Origin of the sequence: Oscillibacter sp. 1-3 (genome assembly GCF_000403435.2) — a bacterium.
GTDB lineage: Bacteria > Bacillota > Clostridia > Oscillospirales > Oscillospiraceae > Oscillibacter.
On record NZ_KE159707.1, the window covers coordinates 258710 to 276094 of the forward strand.

A 17385-nucleotide genomic window follows, 5' to 3' on the forward strand; every position below is an offset into this window, starting at 1 on the left:
ATATTACCCTCCTGTAAAGGATTAAAAGCCCCCCTCTGTGATTTACAGAGGGGGGGTAGCATTATGCGCCAAAAGCGGCAAGGTAGTTAACTACCACTTCCCCCTTGAATGTATATGTGGCATTAGTAGCTGCGTTGTACTTCCAATCAACATTGGTAAGCTGGAATTTATAGATTCCTCTTGCTGGTGCTCCAGACGCTTCTGTATAATCGATAAATTCTACTTCTGCTCCGCTTGAGGGCACCGATCTATCTACAAGAGGCTTTGTAGCCTGGGGCATGGTCGCCTTTAGTCTAGCCGACCAGATAGCTGAGGAATTGCTTGAGGAAAGGTACTTCACAACTACTGTATGCACCCATGCTTTTTGAGGGATTCCGCTGCTCACAGATATGCTCGTAGACAAAGAAGATTTGTTGGGGTTTCGCACACTCAATGAAAAAGTACCGCCGTTGGCACTTCTTTCCTCAACTACCGGAGTTCCAAACCAGAATGAATAATGGGGCTGAGTGTTCGTCGAATCCGTACTAAATTTGAGCATTTGCTGGCAAACATTGGTTGGATCTGGATTCATCTCAATATAATAGACCATATGTCCGTTATCGATTGTCTTGTTATAGTAGTCTACCTTGCTGGCCATGCTAACTCCATTTTGGCTGACAATCTGTTTGCCGCTACGGTCTGTAAGCGTAAAATTGACTTCCGGATCAGCATAAATAGTCAGTACATTCTGCGGGATAGTTCCAACGCTTGAGTATTCCAAGTTATACAACATAAAGTTTTGTTCTTCGCTGTTATCCCGCAAAAAGGCACCATACCTATAAAAGCTAATCGGACGATTTTGCATAGTATGCACTGAGTTATGTTTGTATACCACAACATACTCTGTGCCCTCAGGCGAAACATGCTCCGCCTCGCCAGTCGATACCTTTTTTTCATATTGGTCGTACGCGTCAAGGGTGTCAACAGAGCTAAAGTCATACCTGGAGTCTGTATAAGTGGATTCAGCCGCATGAGCGGGAACAGCTCCAACACACATAACGGCACACATTAACAGTCCCAAAAAACGTGCATAAAGGCGTCTCTTTTTCATAAAGATTACGTCCTCCTTGTAAAAAGATATAATACAGCGTTAACTTGCCTCAATTTGAGGTTTGTTTTACCCGTCGGCGGCAATCAGGTTGCCCGCTTTGACGTTGTGGTAACTGTCCGGTAATCAGTATTTCCAAACACGGTAACTTTTGCACGGTATTCGGTGCCGGCCACTCCGTCATACAAAACGTATCCTCTGTGAACATCATCGTTCGTAGTAGACAGTTCCGGATAATCGCTGCTAGTATAAGTCTCTGCTTCAATCCAGGAGTTTCCGACCTTCTTCTCCACCACGATTTTGCTGACGCCCAATTCTTTTATTGTGTCAGTGGCCATGACAGTATACGAGACTTTCATCACCCCTCCACCTTGAGCAGAAATCGTAGCACTATATTTGGCCAAATAGTCACTGGAATAGACGGCGGCGCTTGCAGCAACACACAAAGAGAGGGAGAAGGCAAGCAGGAAAAAGATGGTCAAACTGTGTTTATATAGTTTTTTCAATGTAATCTACTCCTCATAAATGGAATCAATCATCATCCTCATATCCGCTTCTGAAATTTCACCATAGATGCTACATTCCATATTGTCTATAAACCACGCTGATACTAAAAGACTGTTATTGCTCATGATGTAATGCTCTATGTCATTTTTAACATAGATTGCAACATCTCCCTCGTCTTTTTCAATCCAACTTCCTTCTGGTTCGCTGTACACAGTTACCGATACGGTAATCGGCTTTTCTGATGACTCGCTTTTATATTTTGCTATAAACAGAGGATCATCGTCGTTAGGAAAAGCCTTTGATTCAAAGAATGTATATCCTTCCGGAATCCATTTTGGATAGACACTCTGGGTAATGTTCTCCTCTGTCAAAAGGTCTTTCAGCGTCTGATCATCTCCCAGAAAAGCGCCGGATTCATACGCCGCATTTTGAGAAATGGTTGTTTCAGAACGGAATTGGAAAATATCCTGCGTCCACTCCGCGACCATCTTGAAGATGTTCACCTCAAGGGCGCTTGCAGCTGCCATGCAGAGGCCTGCCACAATCGCTGCAATGACCGCAATCCGCAGAACACGTTGAATGGCCCGCCTGGGCCGCCGGGGTCTCAAATCAGCCTGTCTTTCTTGCCCATTATTTTTGGTCTGTCCGTCTGGCACCATCTCACCGCATACCGAGGCAGCGCCCTTTTCTCCAGGTTGGTAGTTTTGCTGAAAATCTCTCCAGCCCGCGTCAACATCAAACTTTGAACATTCCGCTGTCTCTATTTCCCGCTGTGCGATCACCTCCATCACGCAGGTAATAAACTCATCGTTTTTCGGCGTATCGGAATCCTCCAATTCAAAGTCAACCCGCAAAATTTGTTTCAATGTCTCTGTGCTGAGCCTGCTCAGAAAAGGATATGGGCTATTCTTATCATGATCAAGGTCAGGCATATTGAAACCTCCTTATTATTATAGTGTCTGGAAAACCTCAAAAGCGGACAACATTTTGAAAAAATTTTATTTTCCCAGCAGTTCCCGCAATTTCTGCTCCGCCCGCTTTGCCCGTTTCCGGCAGGCCTCCACAGTCGTGTCCAATGCTTTCGCCGCCTCCGAGTATGTATAGCCGTCGACCGCCAGGAGCTTGAGCAAATGCAAGTCCTGCCGGTCGATCAGCCCCTCGTACTCCAGTTCAACGTTAATGGGGTCCTCGCTTTTCCCCAAGGCCTCCTCCGGCACTTCATCCACATTGGCAAGCAGATCTTTCCATCTCTCTCGTTCACGAACACGGTTCTTAATCACATTTTTTGTAATTTTCCGCAGCCATGTCTTTGGGTATTCAATCTCTTTTTCCTGGATCGTCTCCCATGCCACACGGAATGTCTCCTGCACGACCTCTTCCGCTGAATGATAATCTACAAATTGACAGGCGTAGAGAAGGAGAACTTTTGAATACTGGTGATACCATGCTTCTAGCAACAGATGTTTCTCTTGACCGCTCAAAGCAATACCCCCTCCGGCATTTTCTCTATTTTGTGTCGTTGAAGTCATTGCATACCGCAATTAGGCGCCCGATAAACTCAACATACGCGGCGGGCTTGTCCGCCAGCTGTTCGGAGATCATTTTGATCTCAGCCTGTACGGAATCCTGATACAGGAAATAGTCCATGGTGACGCCCAGCCTGTCCGCCATATTCCGCAGTGTGAACGCACTGGGGGCCTTCCTCTCAGTTTCAATGGCGGCGCAGAAGGGCAGGCTGATTCCCGCCTTTTCCGCGAATTTCTCCTGGGTCAAACCGTTCTGCGCCCGGTACTTTTTTATGTTTTCACTGACTGTTTTCAGGAACTCCTGTTTTTCCATGCTCACGCCCCCGTTCTATGGGTAACAATTGTATTTCCAATAGAACGGTGTTTGAAGCGACTATTTATAATTTTATTATTATCTATGGTATAATTCAAGCGATACAAAAATTTTTCTGCGAGTTTTGTCCGGTTTTTCGGTTTTCCAGACACTATATATATTAGGAGGCCATGGAAACCTGCGATCCCACACCACCGGGGGCACGAAAGGAGCAGTCCAATGCAGTAAGGTGAACATACAAAACGGTAAGAATCATTTCCATCATTTTTGGTCAGAGAAAGATTCCCAATTCAAGAAAGGCTGCAGAGGAAAGTCAAGATGAAGAAAAAAAAATGTATAATTGCAATTATTATGGTTGCAATTCTCACATTGTCTATTACGGCATCTGCGTATTTTGCAGATGTTTATGCAGAACACTGGTTTACAGATTTATGGATTTATGGTTCTTCTACTATTGAACCCAACACCGATTCTGGGCTATCAGAACTGTATGCTCAGGTGAGCATTCAGGATGGTGACCTAAACGAGTATGGTTTCAATAACAGAACAGTGAAAAATCCCACTATATCTAGGATGAAAGTAACTGCATCAGCAAGGAAGTCGTCTATACCTCCCGAGGTTGCAGAACTTATAATTGTAGCGTATGGTCACATTAAGTATATGACGAAGTATGGAGAGCAAAAGGACTATTGGACTGACGATGATGCCTTTTTCACGAGTGAATATTATACCTCCGGTGTAGCAGAAAAGGATAATTCTTATAATAGAGAAATTGGTGTTCTATATAACGAAACTCGTGCTAATTATATTTTTGAAAAATTTGGAATGAATCCAACGCAGTATGTATATGCGTGTGATTTTGACTTGCTTGAATACACGGAAGTGGATGAATACCTGTCGATTCGTGAATATATGAATATTCAAAATGGAACTACTACGCCATCTTTCTTCATTAAAGATAATACTATTTTTGGCGTATGCCAAGATGTTACAGCCATGAACTATATATATGAGTTTATGAAAGATTCAGACGGGAAATGGATCTTGCGCAATACGCAAAGACTTCAGGATGTTGGCCGCTATCAGGACCTATTTCAGTCTTTTTCTGACTATCAGGCAACTGTAAATAAAACAGTTGTTTCCAAGGAAGAAAGAAACGATTATAATGAAGCAGTTCCTTCTTCGGAGGAAGTGAGAAACGATTATAATAAAACTCGGGCCGATTATATTTTTGAATCATTTGGTATGGATTCAAGGCAGTATGTTTGTGCGAGCGATTATGAGTTGCTCAATTATGTAGAGACTGATGATTACTCACTGATTCGGACATCTATGAACATTTTTAAGGGCACCTCTATACCAGCGTTCTTCATGAAGGATAATACTATCTTTGGTGTATGTCAGGATGCTGAGGCCATAAATTATATGTATGAGTTTGTGAAAGATTCAGACGGGAAATGGGCCTTGCGCAATACGCAAAAACTTCAGGATGTTGGCCGCTATCAGGACGTATTTCAGTCTTCCTCTGACTATCAGACAAAGTCCAATAAATCATAAAAAGGCGAGAGCTTACAACGCTTCGCTCAGGGATGGACCAACTCTAAAGACGGCACGAAACTGCTGGCGGCGTTCGCTGTAATGACCAATAGCAGGACAACCACGCTTTGTTAGAGGGAAATCTTCTCGATGCCACATTATGTGAGACAAATATAGATGAGGAAAAATCCGCTGTTTGGATGAAATTTTGTCTTGAATTGAGACATTTCGGAGTGAAGAACACCCGGATTTTATAACCCATGCGGAGGCGGTTGCCCGAGGCTGGCTCTGACCGACGGGGCGAAACGTATTGTCCAGCCAGTGGTGTTTCACCACTGGCTGGCTCCTTTATGTATTGCGGTCTTCTATTTGTTCCTTAATACAGCTATTAAAACAATAATCCAGCTTTAATTTCTATCAAATTGAGGCAAATTCCGACTGTCAACGCCAATTTGAAATTGTAAGAAAACGCCGAAGAAATTTTGTAGTTTTTCGGCGGGGGGGGGTAACAGAATCAGTTATTTCCTTGCAGGAAAAGAGTATTTACGATTTGCTGTTTCTGGCGCATAAATTCCTTGCGCTCCTTCAGGCGGTAAGACTCACCCTTGATGTTGATAACGGTGCAGTGATGCAGTACACGATCCAGGATGGCGGAGGCGATGGTGACGTCGGCAAAGACCTCGTTCCACTGGGAGAAGGTTTTGTTGGAGGTGAAGACGGTGGATGTTTTCTCGTACCGCCTGGCAATGAGCTGAAAGAACAGGTTTGCACCCTGGATGTCCATGGGGAGGTAGCCGATTTCGTCGATGATGAGCATCCTGTACTTGGCCAGAACCTTGAGCTTGTCCGGCAGACGGTTCTCAAAATGGGCCTTCTTGAGCTGTTCAATGAGCTGGTGGCAGTTGATGTAGTAGGTGGAGAAACGGTGCTGTGCCGCCACCAGGCCCAAAGCGGAGGCCAGATGGGTCTTGCCCACGCCGGGCGGGCCGAGGAAGACCACATTCTCCCCGTTTTCCAGGAAGCGCATGGTAGCCAACTCATCGATCTGGCGCTTGTCGATGGAGGGCTGGAAAGAGAAATCGAAGTCGTCCAGGGTTTTCTTAATGGGAAAGCCAGACATCTGGATCTGCTTCTCATAGGCCCGTCTCCGCTTGGATTTGGCTTCTTCTGAGAAAATGTGATCCAAAACCTCCACAATGTTGAGCTTGTCCGCCACCGCCCGTTCCAGGTAGTTGTCCAGAATCTCCAGGGTGTTTTTCATTTTAAGGGCTTCCAGGTTTTCCCTCAGCCTGTCCATAGTAAATTCAGTCATACAGCACCTCGTCATATCTGGATAAATCGGAGGGCTTCAAGGGGAAATCTATTACTTTGCCCTGTTCCAGCAGAACATTTTCCGCATCTATTGTCTGTTTCAGCGTAATCCTTCTATAGTGCTGAGGATTGACAACCATGTCCTTCCTTTGATACGATATTCGATGCAGAGCGATCTGCTTTCCCTCATAGTAGGCGGCCAGCATACTGTCGAGGGCCACGACTGCCACATCTTTGCCGATGTACTCCGCTGGCACGGAGTACTGATTCCCGGCGTATGAGATGAGGCAGTCTTTTTGTACCCGCCTAAGGTTGATCTTGTCGATGATGTACTCACGGGAAAGAGGACTCAGCCCCTCTTTTTGCAGCCGTTCAAAGGGAATCTCGTTGGTGGTGGCATGGACTTTGCCATTGACCTTATTACACCAAGCCAAGGCTTGTCCATTCAAATCTGCCAGGCTGTTGTACTTGATCCCGACCATGAAGTTGTCCCGCACAAACTGCACCGTCCGCTCCACTTTTCCTTTCGTCTGACCACGATATGGCCGGCACAGGATGGGTTTGAATCCATAGAATCCCGCGAAGTCCTCAAACTGCCGGTTTAGTGTGGAGTCCTCCTGCTTCAAAAGCCGCTTGATGACTACCTGCTTCATGTTATCGTACAGAATCTCCTCCGGGTAGCCTCCGAAATACCGAAACGCGTTCTGATGGCACCGTATCAACGTGTTTGTGCTCATATCTGTGACAAATTCGATGTACCGCATCCTTGAGTACCCCAGAATCATGAGAAAGCAGTACAGCTTCTTCCACTTTCCGTCCTCGTATACCAGGTGATCCTCGAAGAATCCCCAGTCCATCTGCCCTTGCTTTCCTGGCATCGTCTCAAACCGCACCGTTGCTTTCTCATTCAAGTCCATCTTCCGGCTGCTCACATACGCCTTGACAATACTGTAACCTCCGTCAAACCCCATCTCCCGCAGCTTCTCCAGTATCCGCAACGCTGAATACGGCGCCTCTTCCAGCCACTCGTCCACGATCTGCTTGTACGGGTCCATCTTTGTTGGCTTGGGTTCGCTCAATGTGTACTCCGGCTTCTGCGGCGATTCCGCGTACCGCTTTGCCGTCCGCGGGTCCATGTGGTACTTCCGTCCCAGCTCCACATAGCTCAGCCCTTTTTGTCTGTCGCTTCGGATATCCATCCACTGTGCTCCTTTCATTTTCTGACTCCCTTTCCGGGCTCTTTCTCGCCCTGATTGGGAGTCTATCTTTTTCCCTTCACCTCCGCCACTAAACTACATTTTTTCCTCGGCGTTTTCTTACATTTTATCACTGGCGCTGACACTCCTGCCCAATTTTGACTGCCTCCTCCATTTTGGACAGATTGCTTTCAATCCGAGCACACAGGTTCATCTCCTGGCGCAGAGGCCGCAACAGGTTCGTAATACTGGCAATCTCCTCTTTGATGGCATCTTCGCTGTGTCCAGTCCGGCGGAGCCCATAAAGGCTGCGGCGATAATCGGTCAATGCGTCGATCTTCGCTTGCAGGGCGTCATACTGCATAGAAAGTTGTTCCGCAGTCTCAATATGCTTTTTTGTCAAGTAGAGAAATTCCTGCTGGCAACGGTCGAATTTCAAAATCTCCTCTCGCAGCAAAAAAGCCGCCCGGTTTTTCGGACGGCGTTTGGGGACAGCTCCCAGCAGATACAAGTATTTGAAATAGAGGGCGCGGAAGCCCGTGAGCTTCCGCGGCTTGTACCGGGGTATCCCGCCCCGGACACGGTAGCGGCAGCCGGGCGTCAGGAACGGGGAGCGAATGGGAAGCCTGGGCAGTTCAAGCAGCGGGACCTCGCCGGAGCGGATGGCCGCAAGGCGGGATTGGATCTCCGTCTCCGTATAGCCCGCGCCCAGACTGTCCAAACGAATATTCCGCTCTCCCCAGGCGGGCCTTATGGCGGTGTGCTTGACATTGGGGCCGCGCTTTACGGTATAGCCCCGCCGCCGCAGCTCCTTCCAAAAGGTCTCCATGGTGTAGGCCTCCCGCAGGGCACAGTCTATGTCCTGCCGGATCAGATCCCGGCTGGTGGGCTTTCCGTGTCTGCCCGCCTCCCACTCGGCCCGCTGCATTGTTCCACGGCTTGCTTCCTCTGGTTCTATTACCGAGAGACCATGGGAGAGGCAGATCGCGTCCGACGTTCCGCGGATGCCTACGCCGTCCCCTCCGAAATAATCTTTCAGCTGGTCCCGGTACATGCTGCCGTTCACAAAGGAGACAGAGTTGAAAATCACATGATTGTGCAAGTGCGCTTTATCCAGGTGGGTGGTTACGACGGCTTCATAGCGGTCTCCCAGCAGGCGTCGGACAAACTCCGTGCCCACGGCGTGGGCTTCCTCCGGCGTAACCTCGCCGGGGGCAAAGCTCTGGATAATGTGATAACCCTGCCGGATTCGCTCACGCTTTCCCCAGCGTTCCTTGGTCTCCCGCATATCCTGATAGGCCCTGGTGATCTCACAGTTGATTCCGGTCTCAAAACAGGTCTGTTCCGTCTTGTCCTGGTTCATGGTGTAGCGGAGGGCATCGGAGAGGGAGAGGGTGGTTTTCTCCCGATTCTGCGCGTACCCCACCGCCTTGTCAAGCCGCTTATGGATGACAATAATTTTGGTATATGCCACTCAAAGGGCCTCCTTCACCAGCCGCCACGCTTGCCGGACCAGCTGCACCGCCTCGTCAATCTCGGCTTGCGTCACCGTTTTTGCAGCATTGGTATTGTGGGCAATCTGATTCACGTTATTTCCAATCGCTGACAGCTCCCGCAGCAGTGCGGCATAGGTGTCGGGCGGACGTGGCCGAAGCTGTACACCCATTACCAACTTTCGCAGCGTCGGTTCCATTTTCAGCCCCGTGGTATCCGACAGAGCTTTCAGATGGGCATACTCGGCGGCATTCAGCCGCAGGGTGATGGTTTTGTAGGGTCTCATCGTGTGGGAGCCTCCTTTCTCTGCCTGGAGCATGTAACTGGCCTGGGCACAGTTTTCCCCGCCGCTCTTGCCCTCCAGTAGTTCGGATGGTATTTCTCAATGGTGCGGTTGATTTCTTTTTCAAACCCCTCTTTGTCTTTAATACGCTCCGGGAGCTTCCACATCCCACGATCCAGCAGCTCCCGGAGTACCACCTGCTCACAGCAGTCCTCTTCAAAGCAGAGGTATCCGCCATCCCGAAACCCGCATTTGCGGGCATTCGAGGACAGATACAAAGCAGCTGTGGGTTCCACTATGATTCCGCCGTGTCCCGGCGTTGTCACAAGATAGATTCCAGGATACAACGTATCGCAGCTCTGTATTTCACCCCATGGCGAAAAACTGGGTTCTCTCATTTACGACCTCCTTAAATTAAATACACATCAAATTGAGGGATATTTTGCTTGAATATATTGGGATCAAAACCCGTCCCAAACTAGAAAGCTCTTGTACCAAAAATATTTGACGTCATTGCAATCAGCGTCGTTTAAGTCCCGCAACCTCTTTCTGGACTTCGACAGGAAAAGCTCGCTCTTTACCGGCGGCCGCGCCTGGTATATCTCCGCAATCCTGTCCACCTGGAGAGCGCAATTGTAACAGGCCGGTTCGTTCTGACGGATATAGCGATAAAAATAATTTGTGTGGAATGGGCAAAACAGGCAACAGCTCGCCTTTGTATCCAGGCCCCAGACATCCCGGTTGTATGTATAGCAAGCGGATCTGGTCCACTTCATCTCGATCAGTGGATAGCGATTGACGAAAAGGGTCTGCTTGCTCTCCTTAGCCCGGTGCCTCTCTTCCCACATAATCCCCATATGCAGCGTGTGGGCATGAATGTCTATTTTCAAAGCGCGCTCTTTTGGTCTGTAACACAGTAGTTCATACCGCACAAACTGTTCAATCCGTTTGATTTTGTAATCATAAGTACATTGACGTGGCATCCGCCCCTTTTTCCCATCAGCGGATAACGTCCAAAACGGGATACTTGAGACACGGGCACGGCCAAAGTTCTCTGTCCAATCTCTATATAAATTTGCGTCCAACGTATAGTAGGGGATTCCCGCCGCGGTACAAGCGGAGGCGACAAACGCCGCCTGCCGATAGACCCAGTTCGGCTCTCCGTGCAAATCGCAGAAAATGACAGCATGATAGATGGGTACGTGAGGCCAGACCGGACGGCCTCTCAGGGCATTTTCGCAGGACATGAGCGCAAGGGTTGTGCTGGGCGTCCCCGCTCCAAAGCTCAAAATATTGAGAGGTTCCCATGAAAGCATTTTATCACCGCCTATGGAAACGGTACTATTTTGCGGCAAAAAATGCAAAAAACGAAGAAAACAGAGGAGTTTTGAGAATGTAAACTCCATGTTCTTATGCGGCTGGAATATCCCTCAATTTGAGGGATATTTTGCGGCTAGGGTATTAGGGGCTGTGCCCCTAACCAGCGGAATTTTGCTGTCAAAATTCCATGCTGGCTAGGACAGCGGCGCATTTGCGCCGCTGTTATCGTGTCGGGGCCTGTTTGTTCTGTACGGTCTCCTGCCGCTGTTTCCTGTGCCTGCTCCAGATTTCCTCCGGGGAAGTTTCTGGCTGCTGAGCAATCTGCGTTTCCTGACTGTCCCCGGGCAAATCGCCGTCATTCAAAAAGCCCAGCAGCTCCTCTACGGCGCTCTCGTCCGGAGCGATTACCTCCGGACTGTCTACGGCATATCCGGGCAGCAAAAGGCCATTGACACAAAAACGCCGGCAATGTTCTTTTGGGATTGGCGGGGAAAGCTCTGTGAACAAATGCGCGTATGCCTTGATCCGGCCCCGCAGATATTTCTCCAAAGCGGCTTTGTCATCAAATCGTTTCTGGCGCTGTCCAGCGATTTGCCGCCCATGCCCAGAGTAATCCGGGTTCTGCGGCGTATTAAACACAAGAGACCATGTGAGTTCCCAATAAATTGGGCGGGGTCTTTGGGGTGAGCGCCAGTTTGTCGACTCAGAAACGCGGCAGGTCATTTTGTAGACCATATTGCTCATCTCATACCAGTCATAGTCTCCTTTGACCCACTGATTTGATGTATGCCGGACAGCCGGAACCCCTAAATACTCCAGCGTCTTTCTCAGCCGGATGGTCTCACCCGCCTGTCGCGCCCATTCACTGATTAGATTCTCTATTTCGCCATAAACCTCCTCTTCTTTTGTTACGCTCTCCTGCTCCCTTGTTTTTAATTCTTCGCGTGTCAGCGCAGCCAGGTCAGAGAGGTCCGCCTTCTCTAAAGAAAGACCTGCATAGTAGATGAGCTTCAGTTCCTTCCCAGGGTTTAATGACATGGAACTACCCCCTTATCTTACGGGATTTGTCTTTGCTTTTTTGCGGTTTTGCGGCTTCGCGGTTCGGTGTGCGGGTTTGGGGGAGGGTGTGGCCTGCTCTTCCGGAACGGGCGGTGCCCGCTCTTCCTGGGCGGGGGAGGATTTATCAAGATCCCCTTCTCCCAGATAGTTCAAAAGCTCGTCCACCAACTTCCGGTCCGGCTCTGTCCGCTCCGGTTCTGCGAGAGTATAGCCGGGGAGAAGCTGCCCGCTGACACAGAAAAGCCGTTTCACCGCTTCAGGAACAGGCGGAGAAAGCTCTGAAAAAAGGGTGGCGTACTGATCGAATTTTGCCTGGATATACTTCTGTGCCCCATCCAGTGTCCTATATTTTTTGTTGCTTTCGTATTCAAGCCGTCTCTTGGGCCAGCCATTATAGGGGGCAGGAATATAGTCTTTCGGCAGAGCTGGGGCGGTGTATTGAAGCCCCCAGGTCAGATGCCATTCGTCACCATGCTTCTCGATTTTGAACATCATATGGTAGACCAGATTGCTGATCTCCCAGGCACCGTCCTTCCGCTTTTTCCACTCGTTCCCGGTATGCTTGACCACCGGTGTCTTAATATAAGCTATTGCCTTTTGAAGCAAAAGTGTTTCTGCTCCATGCTCATCCCAGGCTTTGATGGCCCTTTGCATTTCATTGAAAATTTTCTTCTCCGCCTTCAGACTTTTTTTCAGCCGCTTCTCAAGTTCTTTCACAGGAAATTGGGCAAACGGCTTAAAATCAGCGTTTTCTCCCTGATAAAGGATCTGTCTCCGCACCTCAATGTGCTGCCCCTCCCGCAGATTGCCGGTATAGCTGCTGACCATGTAGAACGGCTGCTGACTGGCCATTATGTAAGCCTCCTATCTGACGGAAACGCTGGAAAAACAGCGTCTCCACCGCCTATGGCGACATTGTACTTCTGGGTTGGGAGAGAGATACTTGGCTTCAAATTCCGCCACAGTTAGCCGCTCCGTTTTCTCGCCCTGGATAAAATCGTGAGGACCTGCCTCACAGTATCCGCTCTCCGGCAACGCAACCGGGCTGGCGGTGAGTACAGTACCAAAGTACCTCTCTGTGATTTGATAGCCAATCCGGCAGGGCTGGCCCCAGTCCTCCTTTGAGGCTTGCAGATCATAGGCGTACATCCCTTTGGGAATTGCAACGCGGTCAATGCGTTTTACGCTAAACAGGCCGGGAATCTCGAAAATCTCCACTGTCTCCATACGTTCTTTTACTGTGTCAATAGAATACATGATGATTGCCTCCTCATTATTCACGGACGGGAGACCCGTTCAGCTTTATTGCTGTCCTGGGTCTCCCCCGCTTTTGCTTCCGCTGTTCTATGGTCAAAATGAACCGCAGATCATCTTCATCTCTTGGACAATAGCGGACCCGTTTTGCCATGCCGTATTCGCGGAAAAGCCACTCCCGCTCTTTTGGGTAGTCCTCCAGTGCGATTTCCCTAACCTCTCCGGACAGGAAGGTCAGCTCCATACGGACGGCGGGGATGGCGTTTGCCATGACGCGCCTCACCTGCTTCGGGTAATCCAGCCTGCGAACCGTCCCCACAGGTTCCCCGCCGGTGCCGCCTGTCACAAAAATGCGGTACGCTTGGATTTTCGGGGCTTCATACGTGTAATGCGTCCAGATGGTATGTCCGTCACTTCCCACCAGAAAGGCGTCCCGTTCCCGGACGGTCTGTGTCCCGCAGGGGCGGGCCATCCAGTAAAAGGCCCGTTCCTCTGCCTCCAATTTGTAGACAGCCTCACCAAAGCGGATGATGTCATATTGAAGATCATCCTTATAATGCGTTGTATTCTGGTCTACCACTCGTTCCAAAAAAGGAATCAATTCGATCTGCTTCTCCATGCTGAACCGCCTATCTTTGAGGATTGTTCCGAGCTTTATGGAGCATCGGCTGTTTCTGCCGCCCGTCTTTGATCCTGTGCAGTTTCACCTTCACCGACTGCCTGGGCTGAGCGTCTCCATGAACAGGCAGAGCCTGTTCCCGCACGGGTTCCATGGCCTGCCCCGTGTTGGTGGCCCTCCGGAATTTGGCAATGGCGGTCTTTACTGATTCCTGAAAGCGTTGTTGGTCCCGCTCTGGTAATACCTGTGCCTGGAGGGCGAATTGCTGTTCCAGACGGGTGATGGTGCAATGCTGCTGGAAGTAACCCAGAACCCGTTCTGCCAGCTTCTCCAAATCTTCATGGAGTTGGGGGCCGAAATGCTCATGCAGCAGTTTTCCCAAACCGGGAGAGGCGGTATAAAAGTCCTGAGTTACGGAGTCCGGGGAATGCAGGCAGGATCTCACAATGTATTCCATCTGCTCCAGCATAGAGCCCTGCCCTGATCCAATTTGGAGCGGGAGCCAGTAGCGGTCCTGTTCGCCGTCCATCCTGTAATCAATCGTCACCTTCACGTCCTGAATCAGACCGCCGGAATCTATCATGGAAAGATTCAGTTCCTCAATTCGCTCCTCCGCCTCAGCCAGCGTCATACGGGTTCCAACGGGAAGCTCTTCGCAGGTGCTCTCCCGCACCGTGACGAGCGGCTGCTGATTCTCGGTCACAATGGGGGCATAGGAAAAGGGTTCAAAAAGGGCTTTTGCCGCCTGGGATAGTCCGTTAGTAAAAGCGTTCCATCGCTTTGTCATTCCATTGGCGGTACAAACTCCCTGCTTGATAAGCCCCGTTACAATGTTTACGCTCTCCTCCAGAAGGTCTTTTACATCCTGTTTCAAATTTCCGGCAATCTCTCTCAAACGGTTTTCCATGTTATTCACTCCAATCTATGCGGTTTTATCCTCATAAAACAGGTAAGGTATTGCTTGTTTTCTTACACCGCAAAAGAATTTCACCTCAATTTGAGGGACATTCTTTCGTGGACATGAATTTGAATAAAAGGCAGCGTGGCCCGGGGGATCAAGCTCTCATCCACGGTGAAATCTCAGCGTACCGCGGTTCTATCCGTTTGGCGTCGGGTTTCCTCCTCGGCTGGCCTCTCGATCTCCGGCTTGAGGCATCTGCTTTCAATACCGCCGATCAGTTCTGCCGCAGTATTGCGGATACAGGTTAAAGAGGATTTGAACGCTCTCATCTCCCGGTCCCGCCCCCAACCGGCCACATACCCCAGAGAATACTCCGATGTGTCGATTCCCAGATACTGGCATACCACATAGGCAACACTCTCCGCCTCTATCTCACGGGTTGATTTGCCTTTTTGATGACTTCCCATTATCACTCCGTTCAGTACCGGAAGCGTGTGCAGCTTGGCGTGAGCAATTTCATGGATCAGCGTTTTCACGGTTTGGACCTGCGTCAGATCTTTTTGAATGATAATACGCTCCTCCACATGGCTGTAACAGCCATACGCCCCTGCCCGCAGAACACCGGTATCCACCGGAACAGGGGAAAGTTCCTTTAACGCCCCAATCAGGGAATCATAGCCCTCCACATTGCCAGTCAGTTGCGCTATACCCAAAGAAGGAAGCTCCCTCCCGACAGTCTGGCTCACATCAAATACGGTCTCTGTACGAAACCGACACTTTTCCACAACGGCGGTGTCCTGAACAGGTTCTTCGTCCCCGCCAGCCGTCTCCGCTTTAACCTGACATTTGTATTTGCATGGAGCTAAAATTGTGATTCCTGTCTCATAACGTTTGACCTGCCGGCCAAATGTGTTTTTCCATTTATGGTAGCCTGCCACCTGTTGGGCGTGAGGGCATTGCTGGAGAATCAGAATGATATTCCCATAGCTGTATCGGTGGAATTTAGACATAGCGGAGAGATAATCGGCATACCGCTGGCTGTCGTGCAGTTCCGAGACACCGGCCTCCAGTCGGTCTGTCCATACCTTCAGCTGATCTGGTGACAATGTTTTTCCCATAGAATCACCTCATTTCGTGCAAAGAAAAATGCCCTCTTCGGGCAGCTCGAAACAAAATCATTTGGCGGGAGGATCATTCTCCCGGTGTTTGGGAGGGGTATGACGGGCGGGCGTATAGTGTTCCCACACCTCCGCCAGACGTTGGAAGTAGTCAACCATTGCCTCCTGCCGGGTCAAAAAGTAGTGACCATGGTTGAATGACGTGAAATTAGTAAAATCATACGCTTTCCAGGTGACATAAGGAGAGGATGCCTTGGGATTATGTCCGACCACTACCATGACCTCACCGGCCTGCTTGCGCTCAATAATGGTATAGCCCCCAACTATCGTTTGCTTTTTCATTGGCGCTTACCTCGTTTTGCTGGGAGAGGTCTTTGCGGGCGGCGGTGCCTTTCCCTTCTCCGCAGCTTCCCTTGCCCGCCGTTCCAGGGCCTTCTGCCGCATGGTCAGCGATTCAAATACCACGCGCTTGACCTCCCCAACGGTAGTGCTCTTGTCAGGGAAGTAGGAGCGCAGTTCCTCATTGGAGAATGTCACCTTCAATTCAGGTTCCAACTCCCGCTTTGTGGGAGCCACTGTCTGATTGATTTTATCCTCGGTCAGCGTCCCAGCCTTGCTTGCCTCTTTCAGCTCCTTTGCCTTTGCGCCGGTGGGCACCTTGTCCTCCCGCTTGATGGCATCCGCCAAAATGTTTTGTTCGGCGGGTTTCATTTGGGCAATGTCCGCCCCTGTATTGACCGGAATTTTCCCCTGATCTACCATCTCCTGCAATTCCGGCGTCAGCTTATTCAACGTCTTGAACCGCTGAATAGTGGCGACACTTTCACCCACCTGTTTGGCCAGCTCCTGATCGGCATTTAAGGGTTTTGCTTCCCCGTTGAGGATTTCCGCATTGGAACGGCGTCCGACCTTCCGCCGCATGGCGTCTGTTTTCATCTGATAGGCCCGGGCCTTTTCCATGGGGCTGATCTTCTCCCGCTTGAGGTTGGAATCCACCATGGAGATGATGGCCTCGTCCCGGTCCAGATTCCGGATAATAACCGGAATGGATTCAATTCCGACCAGCTGACAGGCTCTCATGCGCCGGTGGCCGGAGACCATCTCATAGCCGCCGTCCTTGTGGGGAATCACCATGACGGGCTCAAGAACACCGAACTGTCGCACACTGTCCACCAGACTTTTCATATCCTCGTCATCCTTGACATTGAATGGATGACCCTCAAAGGAACGAATATTCGTAATTTTTAATTCGGTAACGGTCTCTGGCTGTCCCACGGGTGTCAACGGGATTTTCACATCCTCCAGCGGAGGATCTTCTGTCTCCGGAGCTTCGCTGCCTCGTCCCTCCACGCTGGGAGTATCCGGGTAAAGCGGCACCAGCGTTCCAGGAATGGATAGGTCAGGATTTGCTCTGTGCTCCTTGCGGTAGCGGCTGGCGTCAAAAATCGTCATGTCATACACATCCGCCCGGATTTCCGACACTCCCGCCTGTTTCAAAGCCTCACAACGGTGGAAACCATCTACAAGCTGGTAGCCGCCTTTCTCCGCCTGCCGGAGAATAACCGGCTTTTCCAAGCCGGATTTTTTAATGCTGTCAATCAGGTCACTGTAATCTGCCCTGGGGGCATCCTTGACATAAGTGCCGGGAAGCGGTTGAATATCCGAGATCTTGACATAGCGCAGGTTCGGGTCTTTCGTCGGCTCCGCAGACTTTTCATCAGCCTTACCGGGAGCGGCGGCATCTGCCGCCTTGGTCTGCTCCGGTGGCTTCTTCTCGTCAGCCTTACCGGGAGCGGCAACACCTGCCGCCTTGATCTGCTCCGGCGGCTTCTTCTCGTCAGCCTTACCGGGAGCGGCGGCA

Annotated in this window: 20 protein-coding genes; 1 reads left to right on the forward strand and 19 read right to left on the reverse strand. The window is 50.0% G+C overall.

Translation table 11 applies throughout. The annotated features are described in order from the left end of the window. Nucleotides 1-61: 61 nt before the first annotated feature. From C816_RS07620 to C816_RS07640, 5 genes are all read right to left on the reverse strand, one after another. Entirely contained in the window at nucleotides 62-1090 is a 1029-nt protein-coding gene (locus C816_RS07620; protein WP_016321817.1) for a hypothetical protein, read from the reverse strand. Between the two features lie 83 nt (nucleotides 1091-1173). Then, nucleotides 1174-1593: a hypothetical protein gene (locus tag C816_RS07625; RefSeq protein WP_016321818.1), complete on the reverse strand. Its 420-nt coding sequence runs from the start codon at nucleotides 1591-1593 to the stop codon at nucleotides 1174-1176. 6 nt (nucleotides 1594-1599) lie between these two features. Continuing rightward, complete coding sequence (locus C816_RS07630; RefSeq protein ID WP_016321819.1) at nucleotides 1600-2526, reverse strand: DUF4367 domain-containing protein; 927 nt, start codon at nucleotides 2524-2526, stop codon at nucleotides 1600-1602. Nucleotides 2527-2592: 66 nt separating this feature from the next. Next, complete coding sequence (locus C816_RS07635; RefSeq protein ID WP_242832156.1) at nucleotides 2593-3123, reverse strand: RNA polymerase sigma factor; 531 nt, start codon at nucleotides 3121-3123, stop codon at nucleotides 2593-2595. Further along, entirely contained in the window at nucleotides 3101-3433 is a 333-nt protein-coding gene (locus tag C816_RS07640) for a helix-turn-helix domain-containing protein (protein WP_016321821.1), read from the reverse strand. The genes C816_RS07635 and C816_RS07640 overlap by 23 nt, the downstream gene beginning before the upstream one ends. 318 nt (nucleotides 3434-3751) lie before the next feature. On the opposite strand from C816_RS07640, the gene C816_RS07645 reads away from it, so the two are divergent. Beyond that, nucleotides 3752-4990 carry a hypothetical protein gene (locus tag C816_RS07645; RefSeq protein ID WP_016321822.1) on the forward strand — a complete coding sequence of 413 codons (1239 nt, stop codon included), beginning with the start codon at nucleotides 3752-3754 and terminating at the stop codon, nucleotides 4988-4990. 493 nt (nucleotides 4991-5483) lie between these two features. On the opposite strand, the gene istB is transcribed toward C816_RS07645, so the two are convergent. The 14 genes from istB to C816_RS21720 all read right to left on the reverse strand — a co-directional run. Next, the gene (gene istB, locus C816_RS07650; protein ID WP_016320839.1) at nucleotides 5484-6281 is read right to left on the reverse strand and encodes an IS21-like element helper ATPase IstB; all 798 of its coding nucleotides are present in this window, start codon (nucleotides 6279-6281) and stop codon (nucleotides 5484-5486) included. Further along, on the reverse strand, nucleotides 6274-7479 hold the full coding sequence (istA, locus tag C816_RS23570; RefSeq protein ID WP_016320838.1) for an IS21 family transposase: 1206 nt from the start codon (nucleotides 7477-7479) through the stop codon (nucleotides 6274-6276). Before istA ends, istB begins: the two co-directional genes overlap by 8 nt. A 127-nt stretch (nucleotides 7480-7606) precedes the next feature. Continuing rightward, nucleotides 7607-8950, reverse strand: a complete 1344-nt coding sequence (locus C816_RS07660) for a relaxase/mobilization nuclease domain-containing protein (RefSeq protein WP_016321823.1) — start codon at nucleotides 8948-8950, stop codon at nucleotides 7607-7609. Continuing rightward, nucleotides 8951-9256 carry a MobC family plasmid mobilization relaxosome protein gene (locus C816_RS07665; RefSeq protein ID WP_016321824.1) on the reverse strand — a complete coding sequence of 102 codons (306 nt, stop codon included), beginning with the start codon at nucleotides 9254-9256 and terminating at the stop codon, nucleotides 8951-8953. It abuts the gene before it with no gap. Then, a complete protein-coding gene (locus C816_RS07670; protein WP_016321825.1) occupies nucleotides 9253-9651 on the reverse strand; it encodes a DUF7007 domain-containing protein in 399 nt (132 codons plus the stop codon). Before C816_RS07670 ends, C816_RS07665 begins: the two co-directional genes overlap by 4 nt. Before the next feature lie 63 nt (nucleotides 9652-9714). Then, complete coding sequence (locus C816_RS07675) at nucleotides 9715-10659, reverse strand: hypothetical protein (protein ID WP_242832157.1); 945 nt, start codon at nucleotides 10657-10659, stop codon at nucleotides 9715-9717. Nucleotides 10660-10795: 136 nt separating this feature from the next. Then, nucleotides 10796-11611, reverse strand: coding sequence for a hypothetical protein (locus C816_RS07680; protein WP_016321827.1), 816 nt, complete (start codon nucleotides 11609-11611; stop codon nucleotides 10796-10798). Between the two features lie 12 nt (nucleotides 11612-11623). Next, nucleotides 11624-12484 carry a hypothetical protein gene (locus tag C816_RS07685; protein ID WP_016321828.1) on the reverse strand — a complete coding sequence of 287 codons (861 nt, stop codon included), beginning with the start codon at nucleotides 12482-12484 and terminating at the stop codon, nucleotides 11624-11626. Between the two features lie 12 nt (nucleotides 12485-12496). Then, nucleotides 12497-12889, reverse strand: coding sequence for an LPD28 domain-containing protein (locus tag C816_RS07690; protein ID WP_016321829.1), 393 nt, complete (start codon nucleotides 12887-12889; stop codon nucleotides 12497-12499). Between the two features lie 16 nt (nucleotides 12890-12905). Next, complete coding sequence (locus C816_RS07695) at nucleotides 12906-13505, reverse strand: hypothetical protein (protein ID WP_016321830.1); 600 nt, start codon at nucleotides 13503-13505, stop codon at nucleotides 12906-12908. Between the two features lie 10 nt (nucleotides 13506-13515). Then, the gene (locus tag C816_RS07700) at nucleotides 13516-14412 is read right to left on the reverse strand and encodes an LPD25 domain-containing protein (protein ID WP_016321831.1); all 897 of its coding nucleotides are present in this window, start codon (nucleotides 14410-14412) and stop codon (nucleotides 13516-13518) included. A gap of 173 nt (nucleotides 14413-14585) precedes the next feature. Further along, a complete protein-coding gene (locus tag C816_RS07705) occupies nucleotides 14586-15524 on the reverse strand; it encodes an ArdC-like ssDNA-binding domain-containing protein (RefSeq protein ID WP_016321832.1) in 939 nt (312 codons plus the stop codon). A 57-nt stretch (nucleotides 15525-15581) separates the two neighbouring features. Next, entirely contained in the window at nucleotides 15582-15866 is a 285-nt protein-coding gene (locus C816_RS07710) for a hypothetical protein (RefSeq protein WP_016321833.1), read from the reverse strand. A gap of 6 nt (nucleotides 15867-15872) precedes the next feature. Then, the coding region (locus C816_RS21720) for a ParB/RepB/Spo0J family partition protein (RefSeq protein ID WP_016321834.1) at nucleotides 15873-17385 on the reverse strand (1513 nt) is incomplete at its 5' end.